The sequence below is a fragment of the Winogradskyella sp. genome, assembly GCF_028282165.1.
In the GTDB taxonomy this organism is placed as follows: domain Bacteria; phylum Bacteroidota; class Bacteroidia; order Flavobacteriales; family Flavobacteriaceae; genus Winogradskyella.
On record NZ_JANQIM010000027.1, the window covers coordinates 38,023 to 49,831 of the forward strand.

General features: G+C 34.9%; 10 protein-coding genes. 2 read left to right on the forward strand and 8 right to left on the reverse strand.

What is annotated here, in order from left to right; genetic code table 11:
* Nucleotides 1–5: 5 nt before the first annotated feature.
* From Q0972_RS10705 to Q0972_RS10725, 5 genes are read right to left on the reverse strand one after another with little or no spacing between them, the layout of a single operon-like run.
* Complete coding sequence (locus Q0972_RS10705; protein ID WP_299365665.1) at nt 6–356, reverse strand: DUF6686 family protein; 351 nt, start codon at nt 354–356, stop codon at nt 6–8.
* Nucleotides 357–377: 21 nt separating this feature from the next.
* A complete protein-coding gene (locus Q0972_RS10710) occupies nt 378–2,576 on the reverse strand; it encodes a PepSY domain-containing protein (RefSeq protein ID WP_299365666.1) in 2,199 nt (732 codons plus the stop codon).
* Between the two features lie 13 nt (nt 2,577–2,589).
* Complete coding sequence (locus Q0972_RS10715) at nt 2,590–3,084, reverse strand: DUF2271 domain-containing protein (RefSeq protein ID WP_299365668.1); 495 nt, start codon at nt 3,082–3,084, stop codon at nt 2,590–2,592.
* A 1-nt stretch (nt 3,085) separates the two neighbouring features.
* Entirely contained in the window at nt 3,086–4,594 is a 1,509-nt protein-coding gene (locus tag Q0972_RS10720) for an ankyrin repeat domain-containing protein (RefSeq protein ID WP_299365669.1), read from the reverse strand.
* A gap of 7 nt (nt 4,595–4,601) precedes the next feature.
* The gene (locus Q0972_RS10725) at nt 4,602–5,504 is read right to left on the reverse strand and encodes a DUF6607 family protein (protein ID WP_299365670.1); all 903 of its coding nucleotides are present in this window, start codon (nt 5,502–5,504) and stop codon (nt 4,602–4,604) included.
* A 91-nt stretch (nt 5,505–5,595) separates the two neighbouring features.
* On the opposite strand from Q0972_RS10725, the gene Q0972_RS10730 reads away from it, so the two are divergent.
* Nucleotides 5,596–7,740 (forward strand): TonB-dependent siderophore receptor, encoded by a 2,145-nt coding sequence (locus Q0972_RS10730; RefSeq protein ID WP_299365671.1) that lies wholly within the window; start codon nt 5,596–5,598, stop codon nt 7,738–7,740.
* Nucleotides 7,741–7,751: 11 nt separating this feature from the next.
* Nucleotides 7,752–8,936 (forward strand): HmuY family protein, encoded by a 1,185-nt coding sequence (locus Q0972_RS10735; protein WP_299365672.1) that lies wholly within the window; start codon nt 7,752–7,754, stop codon nt 8,934–8,936.
* A 35-nt stretch (nt 8,937–8,971) separates the two neighbouring features.
* Here Q0972_RS10735 and Q0972_RS10740 read toward each other — a convergent pair whose 3' ends face one another.
* From Q0972_RS10740 to Q0972_RS10750, 3 genes are all read right to left on the reverse strand, one after another.
* Nucleotides 8,972–9,835 (reverse strand): hydroxymethylglutaryl-CoA lyase, encoded by an 864-nt coding sequence (locus tag Q0972_RS10740; protein WP_299365673.1) that lies wholly within the window; start codon nt 9,833–9,835, stop codon nt 8,972–8,974.
* A gap of 253 nt (nt 9,836–10,088) precedes the next feature.
* On the reverse strand, nt 10,089–10,706 hold the full coding sequence (locus Q0972_RS10745; RefSeq protein WP_299365674.1) for a LysE family translocator: 618 nt from the start codon (nt 10,704–10,706) through the stop codon (nt 10,089–10,091).
* A gap of 9 nt (nt 10,707–10,715) precedes the next feature.
* A complete protein-coding gene (locus Q0972_RS10750; RefSeq protein WP_299365676.1) occupies nt 10,716–11,753 on the reverse strand; it encodes a quinone-dependent dihydroorotate dehydrogenase in 1,038 nt (345 codons plus the stop codon).
* Nucleotides 11,754–11,809: the final 56 nt, after the last annotated feature.

Below are 11,809 nucleotides of genomic sequence, written 5' to 3' on the forward strand. Positions count from 1 at the left end.
TCATCTTAATTAAGAATTAGTTTATAATCAATATCATCAATACCTATAAAATGTTCTTGATTAGTACCTTTGTGATTCGAATACTTCAACAGTGCCCTTAACTCTATAATCTCTTGTCGATTAAACATTACGACAAGGTTTTGTTGATTAGTGGCTAACGGTATTTTTCGTTTAAGATCCGAACATGCGTACTTATGCTCCCAATAGCCAATTTCCAATCCATCTATATAAGACTTAAGTCGTTTCAACTCTTCATGATTTAAGGCAAAAAATAAATTATTGAACATGAGGTGAAATGACTGGCAATTCTTGCAATACCATAAATCACCACTTTTAACTTTAGATAATAACTTCATTTGCTGACACATATTTTTATTTTAATAGCAGTCCATCTTAATCTGTTCATTATTTTCAAACGCACTTAATGGTTGCTTTAATCTTGATTTCGATATCTTATCTAGAACTTCCAGGACGGGATTCTGCATAGCTATAGCACCACAAATCATAATAACACCTTCATTGTTTAGTACTTTGCAGATCAGGTTTTCTTTTTCCTTTATAACATCTTGCACATAAACTTTTTCATCTTGCTCTTGTGAGTATGCGATATGAAAGCTATTTAAATAGTTTTTCTTAAATGCTTTATCGATAAATTCAGAATACAACTGAAACGACTCTTGCGTGCGTCCGCCCCAAAACAAATGGGTTTTTATGTCAGCAGTATTTTCGTTAATCATACCCAGAAAAGGTGCTATACCTGTCCCATTGGCTATCATAATCACTTCTTTGGCATATGTTGGAAAGTGGAAATCCAAATTCCTTTTAATTTTTGCTTTGGTCATTGTGTTTTGTTTCAGGGTACTTAGTTGTTTAGAACAAATACCTAATTCATGTTTCTTAATGCTCAATAGAATGGTATCACCCACTCTACCAATAGAATACTGACGCTCGATATGATCTTCTTCTGGATAGAATGCCAGTAAGTCTCCTGATTGAAATCTTTGTTTTTTTACTGGTTTTAGTTGCAGTAAAAAGGTGTTATCAACATTGCATCCTGAATTATGGATAACCTCTAAATCCTTGAGTTTTTTCCTGTTAACTTGAGGCTGACTTTGTACTATTTTTAAATCTTGATTTGTGCTTTCGTTCCATTTTTGCATCCAAGTTTTAAATGCTTCAAAGGACTGGTTATTGATTTTAAAAAGTGGTAAAACAGGTATATAACTAAGATGTTTTTGAAGCAAAGCGTCAACGACAATAGCATATTTACAAAAGTCTGGATACATTAGAGAGCCAAAACCAACCACAGCATAGGCTATTTGTTGCTTTTGCTTAACGGTTTCAAATAACTTTTCGAAGTTACTTGCACTTGATGGTGCCTCACCTTCACCATAAGTTGCGGCAAATACCACAAGATATTTCGCTCTTGGATAAGTAGCATAGTTATTAAGCTGGTCTAGATATACGGTTTTATTCTCATTGATCAATGCATCAAAAAATTGCTTTGCAAAACGTTGGGTATTCCCAGTTTCGGACCCTACCAAAATAATGAACTCGGCCTCATCCTTGGCATGCACATTTTTGAACTTCGTACGGTTCTTTCTTCGCTTCAAAGTCATGGCAAAGCCCGAATACATAAAGAATAATATAGCGAAGCAACTTAAAAGCAATACTATAGCCCATATTAAAGTTCCTTGACCTGTATGCAATATGAGACTCCAGTTTGAAGCCATGGTAATCAGAGGAATTTCGGCTTCGCTGGTAACATTCCCATTGTATTGATTAACATATAGTTCTTTATCCTTTAGCTCTAAAACGAAATAGTCCTCTTCATCCTCCGAAAAGGGAAACTCCAAGGTCTTGAGTAGCTCCAAGCTTGTGGACTTGAATATTTCGAAATCTTCAATATTGATTCTTTTTGAAGTGGGATCGCTATCATTTTCAATATGTACCAACTTATCTGATGGCAGCAAATCAAACTTTTCCAAGGACAGAAAAACACCTGTAAGCGTAATTATAATTATTGGAATTAAGGCATATCTGCCCAAAACCACATGATAGTATTGTTCAAAGTTTTCCTTAACGACTTTAGAAAAGAAGCGTTTGAATCCACCTTGACGCTTAAAAATTAATTTTATACCGGTAATCGTAATAAGAAATAGAAGAAAGGAAAATAAACCTACCAAGAAGCGCCCTGTAGATTTTAAGAATAGTGAACGATGTAGATTTGTGGCAAACTCGAAAATGGGCTTCTTTTTGAGAAGATTACCCAATTTTTCACCTGTAAATGGATCGACGTAAAAAGTTTCACTCTTTCCGTCTTTTGTAATGACTGACGCGATTACAAAATCATTGTCATCGACTGATAATATGAGAATCTCATCATATTCATTCTTTAAGGTCTTCAAAGTTTCAGACAAGGATAGATTCTGGGCATTATCTACAGCATAAGGTTGTATCTTATTTGAAATAGGCTCTAATGCCAAGATAATCCCTGTGACCGTTGCAATAAAAATGAATATGGCAGAAGATACTGCCAATACTAAATGACTGTATCTCCATATAGAAATCGTCATATCTAAAGTTTGATTACTGAGGCATTAACCGAATGTATCGGATAAATCCTTTACCTTCTACCTTGCTCTTTACAGACTCCGAGGTTAATTCGAACTCCACATCGTCTGCATAGTATTCTTGATCTTCAACAGCAGTTTCAAATCTAATTTTGTAGCCGCTATCAATCTTTTCATCCTCTATTTCAATAGCACTAATAGCGCGTTCACCACCACTGATAGTGGCTCCGGTAATGGCATCAATATCAGCACGTACCTTACCATGAAATTTCCACCATTCAGTAATATCAAAATACCATTCGTCATCATCGCCCAGCACATATAGTGTCTTTTCGTACTCCCCTTTTGGATTTAATAACGAAATCACAATGTAAGCACCTTCACCTGTATAATTCGTTAATTGAATCATACATTTATAAGTCGAAGTCGGTCGCTTTATAGTAAACCCAAATAATATAATGATGGCTAAGACGAGTAAAGGTGCTTTTTTTATTGTTTTAAAGTTTCGCATTCTATTCTAAAAAATTGATATTGACATTGTTTTTTTGAAGCAATTCATTTTCACTGGCTAAATCATAAACCGATTCTTCAAAATCTGTTTTAGCTGTTTTATCTGCGCCAATTGAGATGAGAAACTTTAAAATTTCCTGATTTTTGGCTTTCATAGCTGCTACATGCAAAGGTGTTAAGCCATCATTATTTTTTGCGTTGATATCATCAATTTTGAATTCATCATAAACACGCTTCAAAAGATCTAAATTGTTCTTTTCCACTGCCAAGTGATAAAGTGTTTTTCCGTGACCTTGAGTTCTTGACATATCCAAACCAGCATTGGTCAATAATTTTAATTTAGCATCAAATGCTTCAGTATCATTGCTCCGATAACTATTTAGCAAGTCGTAAACTAATGAATTTCCTTCTTCATCAATAATGCTTATATCTGCTCCTTTTTCTAACAAGAAGTTTACAACTTCAACATCGTTTCTGCTTACAGCCATGGTTAAAGCTGCTCGTCCATTTTTGTTTATTGCATTCACGTCTTTGACATACTGCAATAAGTATGTAATAACTTCTAGGGTATTTTGACCAGTAGCATTCATAAAAGGCGAATTGCCATCGTCATCTTGATGGTTTACATCTACACCATTATCTATAAAAAACTTAAATAGTTCTAAATCCTCACTATCGTAAGCGACATTATGTAATGGACTTTTACCGTTGTCACCGACTATATTAACAGCAATACCCTTACTTTGTAAATACTTGTAGGTTTCTAAAGTATTTTTCTTTCCTCTAGTACCTTGGCTTGCGGAAACCATTGCATTGCCTCCTTTAGTATTGAGGTTTTTATGAGGTAAGCCTTTTTCTATTAAAAGATCTAAAAATTTAATATTACCTCCTTTGGCTGCATAATAAAAGATGCCATTGCCATTATTATCAGTGCTCTTTAAATCAATGCCTTTAGAAGTAAAATAATTGATTAACCAAAAATCCTCTAAAAACGGAGCAACTAATAACAAGGCATTGGCGCCATCGTGATTTAGTTCTTTAAATGCATCCGGACCATGATCAAAGATAAAATCGTAAAGCTTGGTATTGGTCTGACCTGTGACCGCAACGAAATTCAACAAAGAATACCCGTGACTATCAATGATGTCTGTTTTGGCTCCTCTATCTACCAAATATTGCATCATCTCTAGGTTGTTTTTATAAGCCGCCCAGAAAATATAAGTTCTTCCATCGTGAGTTAACTTATTAACACCATTACCTTCTTTAGATAGCAAATACTTTACAGTTTCATTATCCACCTTTTCAATAAGTGCCCAAGACACCGCATCGAAAGCAAACCGATTGAGTTCTGCAATATCGTGTCCTTCCGCTATCTTTTGATTGATATTGGCGATAGAGGGATTGGATTTCCAATAATCCCTATTTAAGAAAATATTGGATTCTTGGGCAAAAAAAGGTATAATGAAAAGTATTACTATTATGATAGAAATACTATACTTCTTTTTTATCATGGCAAGTTTACTTTACAAAAGACTCAATAACTTCTTCTATGTCTTCCTTAACTATCATTTCTTCATCAAAAAGGTGCTTGAATAATACTTTATTATCCACTTTAGCTTCTAGATTTAGGTCTTTATTACGTCCATAAACATCTTCCCATTTAGTTCTTACCAAAGCCCACTTATCATAATTAGCTTTCCACCAATCTTGTGCTGCTTGGCAACGGCTGTCATCTACTTTTTTATAGGTGTTATAGCCTTTTTCCTTTGCAAGGATAATATCTTCTTTTCCAGTTTCACGAATCACTTTGTCATTATCCTGATCATGTACCCAACCAAAATCAGTAATCTCATGCCTATTCCCTCTCATGGTGATATTATAATCACTTCGTTTGGTGTACTCTCGCCTTGGAAGCGGGGCTGTTGTGGTATTTTCCCAATAGCTCTTTCCATCAACATGTACCCAAGTTCCTGAGCCTTCGTAGCGTGGACTATCATCTACCTGAAAGACTTTCTGTGTCCATTGCCCTTTTACATCATTTTTATCCTTTTCCACAAAAAGCCATTCGTTATCGCCATTATACATATAGAAGTCTGTATTCTCGAACAACCAATCTTGGCGCCAGTGTTTTACAATATAAGGTTCATTTGGTGACCCAACTTGTAGTAAGTGCTGAATAGATACCTTATCATTTTCATCTACCACTAATTGTGCCCACTCTAAACCTTTGTCTGTCTTCGTCTTTGATGGTTTATACAGAGAGTCTTCACTAAACTGAAATGTTTCTGCAAAATTAAAAGTCACTTCAAAGCAACCGCACATTTCCTTAATGGCTTGCTTATCTTGCTTTTTCTTTTTTTGTGCATTAACTGTTAATGATAACACGAAAATTAAACTGGTTAATAATACTATTTTTTTCATTTTTTTAAAGGTTTACTTTTTTGATAAAATTTCTATTCTTATTTAGATTAATTTAAAATAACTTATATATTTGCGACAAAATTAATCAAGAATGAGTCTAAATAAAAATAAAATCTATTTTTATTTTTCAATTTTTTTGAGTTGTGCACTTGGTGCTCAAGAAAAAGAAAGGGATACCACCAAAACAGAAAAACTGAACGAAGTTGTTGTCGTTGGCGAAAGTAATGTCATGTCTCTAAGCAAAAAGCTATTTACTGTTGGTACGATTAAAAGGGCAGATATTGAAAATGTAGCAGGTAACAATTTGGCTGATATCTTGTTTAATAGCTTAAACATCACCGTAAACCCAGATGCTTCTAATGGACGCTCTACAATTAGCTTGTTTGGTCTAGATGGACAATATGTTAAAATCTTAGTGGACGGGATTCCAGTTGTTAGTGATAATGGCTTAGGTAATAATATAGATATCACACAAATAAATGTAGATGATGTAGAGCGTGTCGAAATTGTTGAAGGTTCAATGGGTGTATTATATGGTGATAACGCTGTCGCCGGTGTCATAAATATTATTACCAAAAGAGGTTTAAGAGATGAAGGTTGGGAAATTCAATTATCACTTCAGGAAGAAACAGTGGGTAATGAATTTGAATTATTCGATCAAGGCAGGCACATTCAAAACTTTAGAATAACTAATCAGGTTAATGAAAAATTATCCTATTCTTTTGGTGCTTCTAGAAATGATTTTGCAGGCTTTTACAACAGTTTTAGAGGTCAGAATTACGCAAATATTGAAGATGGTACTGTTGTAAATGATGGTTTGCGTGGTACAGAATGGAATCCTAAAGAGCAGATAACTGTATCTGCTAGTGCTGATTTAGATTTAGGGAAGCACAACTTCTTTTACAAGCTTCAATTCTTCGATGAAAATTTAGACATTTATAACCGAACTGTAAATGGTAGGTTTGATAACGGAATGCTTAACCCTACTGCTTTAGACCAAAATTACGCAACTAAGAGATGGGTAAGCAATCTAAATGTTTCTGGTCCATTAAATGGTGCTACTAAATACAATTTTTCATTTTCATATCAAACTCAAAGACGCAACTATCAAGAGTATGTTTATAACATAATAGATCAGAGAACGCAGTCTGTAGAAGTTGATGCTTTGAGCCAATCGAGCCAAGTATTCTACTCAAAAGCTTTTGTTAACAATATTATACCAAAATCTAAATTCTTTGATTTTCAGTTAGGCTATGAATTCACCAACCAATCTGGTTTTGATGCCATTGCTACTGGAGACTATTCTAGTGACGTGGTAGAAAATACAATAACCAACTATGAATTGTTTGGCATAACCGAATTTAAACTGACTAAAAAGCTTTCTATAAATCCAGGAGGAAGATTTACGCACAGTACTCAATTTAACAACTTTCTTATTTGGTCTTTATCATCAACCTATGACTTTACGGAAAAACTAAAACTAAAAGCTGTGGTAGGCTCTGCGTTTAGAGCACCAAATTTTGAAGAGCTTTTCTTTTATTTTGTAGATGCCAACCACAATGTTAGAGGAAATCCAAACCTTCAACCTGAAGATGGAATTTCTGTTTTTGTCAACTTAAAAGATAACTATAGAATTGCTAAAGAAGGTCTCTTAAGTCCTAGCTTTAACTTCTTTTACATCGATTTAAGAGACGCCATAACCAGCATTGTTACCGAAGATGAAGATGGTAGGGTTCTTTTTACGCAAGATAATATCGACTTCAGTAAACGCTTAGGTTTTACTTTAGATAATAGTTTTATATACAAAAACTGGAATATTGGTCTCGGTGCTACATATCTAGGTATTACAAGTGCTATCAATGAAGCTCTTGAAAATGGTTCCGATTATCTATGGAGTCTGAACTTACAAACCTCTCTAATTTATCACATAGAAAAGTGGAATACTACCGTTTCTACACAACTAAAATATACTGGTAGAACACAAGGCGTATTTACCGATACTGATGGTGAATTATTTATTGGTGAAACCGAAGCTTTTACATGGTTAAATGCATCGATAAGAACAGACATTTCATCTAAAGTTAGTGCAACAATTGGTGCAAGAAACTTACTTGATGTTGTAAACATAAATACTGGGGCTTCGGCTGGAGCACATTCCGCTTCCTCATCAGTTTCGCAACTTATTGGCAATGGCAGATCTTATTTTTTAAAACTAGCATATAATTTAAATTTTTAACACTATTAATTATGACAAACAAATTTTTAACACTCATATTATTTATCGCAGTTGCACTTATAACAAGTTGCAGTAATGACGATGATGGTGTAAACCCCGTAACTCCTCCATCTTCTGGTGGTATAGAAGACCCGGAAGTAGGTGGTTTCAATCAGCCAAATCGTGTGTTTTTTGACTTAAGTACAGGGACACAAACAGCTGTAATGCGCGATACTTGGGAAATCGCAGTACACAACGGCTCTCAAAATAGAGTATATCTTAACAATACATTATTAGTATCAGCCGCAGAACTAGACGGTATTACTGATATTACATCTGTAACGGAAAGTACAGCCTTAACATCACCTATGACTTTAAACGCTCTAGACCAAACCTTTACACCTATAACTGTAACCGTTACTACGGTGGCAGAATTAATGCAAGGTTTACCTATAGGGTATACTCAATATGGTGACTTAAGTGCAGGTATCTCTTTTACAGATAGTAAGGAAGGTGAATTAACAGGTACGGCTTTTAATGAAATCTCAACTACTGATAGTAATAACAATGTTTACATCGTACATTTAGGAAATGAAATTCCTACAACAAATAATGGCTCATTAAATACTACAGGAGACTCAAGAGGTTTTTTAAAAGTTAGAATATTAACGGACGGAAATAATTACACCATTCAGTATGCAGAATTGAGCAATACAACTGATTTTTCTGAAATTACTGTAACCAAGGATAGTAATTATAACCTCACTGCTGTAAGCTTAACAGATGGACAAGTTGTTAGTGGAGAACCAATGTCTTCAGATTGGGATATAGACTTTGGTGGCGTATTTTCGTATTATGGTTTTCAAGGTCCTTTGGCTGCGGGCTTAACGTTCTCTGACTATACTGTTCATAACACACTTGGTGGCGCAGGTTTATATGAAATCACTGTTGAAGATGACTCTACTCCAAGTTATACCAATTTTGCATATAGTGATATTAATGAAACTAGTTTTGTATATAACGATCGTACGGTTGTCGGAAGTGGCTGGAGAAGTGTGGACTTCTCTACTGGCGAGACTTCTGTTAGAGAAGATCGGTATTATGTTATTAAGGATACTGATGGTAACTACTATAAATTAAGATTTACCGCTGTAGAAAGCGAAACTGGCGAAAGAGGTAATCCACAATTTCAATACGAATTATTATTAGAAGAATAAAATTGATTAAGTCTTTGTTAAAACAACAAAGCTTTTTAATGATACTTAGTAAAAACTTTAGTCGCCTCGTTATAGGCACTTTCAAAGCTCATGGCACTTAAATCATGGGCTTTTTTTTGCGTGAAGTAAGACAACATTTTTTCAGTAGGCATATTACCAGTCAGTTCGTCTTTTGCCATAGGACAACCTCCAAACCCTTGTATGGCACCATCAAAGCGTCTACAACCCGCTTTAAAAGCGGCATCTACTTTTTCAAACCAAGTAGTAGGCGTCGTGTGCAGATGAGCACCAAATTCTATATGTGGATATTTGGGAATGAGGTTAGAAAACAGATAATTAATATTCTCTGGGTTAGAGCTACCAATGGTATCACTCAAAGATAAAATACCGACTCCCATTTTTGCCAAGCGTTCTGTCCACTCCCCTACTATATCCACATTCCAAGGATCACCATAAGGGTTACCGAAACCCATAGAAATATAAACTACAACACTTTTGTTGGTGCTATCAGCAATCTCCAATATTTCTTTTAGGGTGTCTACAGATTGTGCAATGGTTTTATGGGTATTACGCATTTGGAAATTTTCGGAAATGGAGAACGGAAACCCCAAATAATCAATTTCAGGATGTTTGGAAGCATCATTAGCGCCACGAACATTAGCAATAATAGCCAAAAGTTTACTAGAGGTTGTACTTAAATCCAAACGTGCTAATACCTCAGCGGTGTCTACCATCTGAGGGATAGCCTTTGGTGATACAAAACTGCCAAAATCGATAGTATCAAAACCTACACGAAGCAATGACTGAATATACTGTACCTTAGTTTCTGTAGGAATAAAATCCTTAATACCTTGCATAGCATCGCGAGGGCATTCTATAAGTTTTACCACGTCGTTCATTGAGTCAAATATACGTTAAAAGAAGTTGAAGTCGAAGTTGAAAATTTCAAATTCCAAACACTAAATTCCAAAGTCCGGTTTTATTTATGACTGAGGCTCTCGAAGTCAAAATAGAGAATCTTTTTATATTAAAAATTTAAACCAATCCTTTGAAACTAATTACACTAATAAACACTAAAACTATCAACTATTAATGAAATTAGTGCAATTCGTGTATGTAAACTTTAACTTCTAAACGCCTCAACGTGTAAATTCAAATTAAAATAAAAATAGCAATACCAATAAAGACGATGATTTGAAGCCACTTAAATACAATACCTGAATTTTGATGCTCTAACGTAAAATCTTTGATCTTGGCCGCTAATAGCGCTATAGCTGAAAAAATAATAAACGAAACCAACATAAAAATCCCACCAAGGATATAGAACTGCCATACGGTATTCATGGTTTGCGAAAACAAGAATCCAGGAAAAAAGGCCAAAAAGAAAATGGTCACTTTTGGATTAAGGACATTCATAAAAAACCCTTGAACAAACAGTTCTCTTAAACTCTTTTTTGGTACTGCATCAGAATTAAAATCGAGTTTTGTATTGGATTTGTAAACTTTATAAGCCAAATACAAAAGATAAATAGCTCCCAAAACTTTTATGGTGAAAAAGATATTGTCATTGGCTTTAATAATCGCTGAGACACCGAACGCCAATAATGTTGTATGTATAATGCATCCCGTAATTAATCCACAAACAGTCGCTAATCCATAAGCCCTTCCATTGGTAATACTCTGTACCAAAACATAAATGTTGTCTGGTCCTGGTGATATGGCCAAGGCAGACGTTGCCAGTGCAAAGGATATTAAAATTTCAATATTCAAAAAAACTAACTAAACTTTATTTAATAGGGCCTTATTTATAGCTCTGATGAGTTTTGGCCCCTCATAAATAAAACCTGTATACAATTGGACCAAGTCTGCACCGGCATCTAATTTTTCCAAAGCATCTTCAGCAGAATTAATACCTCCTACTCCAATTATTGGAAATGCTTTTTTGCTTTCTTTTGCCAAAAACCGAATCACTTCTGTAGATCTTTTCGTTAAAGGTTTTCCACTAAGGCCACCCGTTTCAGATTTATTTTTACTCTTTAAGCCTTCTCTTGAGATGGTGGTATTTGTTGCAATGACACCATCAATTTTTGTAGTCGCCACTATATCAATGATATCTAAGAGTTGTTCGTCGGTTAGATCTGGTGCTATCTTTAATAAAATCGGTTTAGATTTTGGTCTCTGAAAGTTCAAAACCTGTAATGCCTTTAATAGTTCCGTTAACGGCTCTTTGTCTTGCAGTGCCCTAAGATTTGGTGTATTGGGCGAACTTACGTTAACCACAAAATAATCCACATAGTCAAAAAGTGCATTAAAGCAAATTTTATAATCTTCTACGGCATCTTCATTGGGTGTCACTTTGTTCTTTCCAATATTACCTCCAATCAAAACCCCCTTTTGCCTAAGTGCAGTCGAAGGGTTCTTAAGTCTTTCTACGGCTTCTTCTACACCGCCATTATTGAAACCCATTCGATTTATTATTGCCAAATCTTCCTTTAGTCTAAACAAGCGTTTTTTCGGATTACCGGATTGCGGTTTGGGAGTCAAGGTTCCGATTTCAATAAAGCCAAAACCAAAATTTGAAAGCTCATTATAGAGTTTGGCATCTTTATCAAAACCTGCGGCCAACCCCACAGGATTTTTAAATGTTAAACCAAATAGTTTTCGTTCGAGCTTTTTATCTTCAACAAGATACAAACTCCTAAAAAAGGGCTTAAGTCCAGGAACTTTGGAGACAGTTTTAATTAATGCAAATGTAAAATGGTGAACTTTCTCTGGATCGAAACAAAAAAAAATGGGTCGTACTAGTGTTTTATACATATCTGCTAAATTGCTATGCAAAAATAAGAATCTAAATAATTATTTGAGCCTCATGC

What these genes read in the sequence shown, in the direction of transcription:
- Q0972_RS10705 (WP_299365665.1), bottom strand. Translation starts at nt 356, where the DNA reads ATGAAGTTATTATCTAAAGTTAAAAGTGGTGATTTATGGTATTGCAAG.
- Q0972_RS10710 (WP_299365666.1), bottom strand. Translation starts at nt 2,576, where the DNA reads ATGACGATTTCTATATGGAGATACAGTCATTTAGTATTGGCAGTATCT.
- Q0972_RS10715 (WP_299365668.1), bottom strand. Translation starts at nt 3,084, where the DNA reads ATGCGAAACTTTAAAACAATAAAAAAAGCACCTTTACTCGTCTTAGCC.
- Q0972_RS10720 (WP_299365669.1), bottom strand. Translation starts at nt 4,594, where the DNA reads ATGATAAAAAAGAAGTATAGTATTTCTATCATAATAGTAATACTTTTC.
- Q0972_RS10725 (WP_299365670.1), bottom strand. Translation starts at nt 5,504, where the DNA reads ATGAAAAAAATAGTATTATTAACCAGTTTAATTTTCGTGTTATCATTA.
- Q0972_RS10730 (WP_299365671.1), top strand. Translation starts at nt 5,596, where the DNA reads ATGAGTCTAAATAAAAATAAAATCTATTTTTATTTTTCAATTTTTTTG.
- Q0972_RS10735 (WP_299365672.1), top strand. Translation starts at nt 7,752, where the DNA reads ATGACAAACAAATTTTTAACACTCATATTATTTATCGCAGTTGCACTT.
- Q0972_RS10740 (WP_299365673.1), bottom strand. Translation starts at nt 9,835, where the DNA reads ATGAACGACGTGGTAAAACTTATAGAATGCCCTCGCGATGCTATGCAA.
- Q0972_RS10750 (WP_299365676.1), bottom strand. Translation starts at nt 11,753, where the DNA reads ATGTATAAAACACTAGTACGACCCATTTTTTTTTGTTTCGATCCAGAG.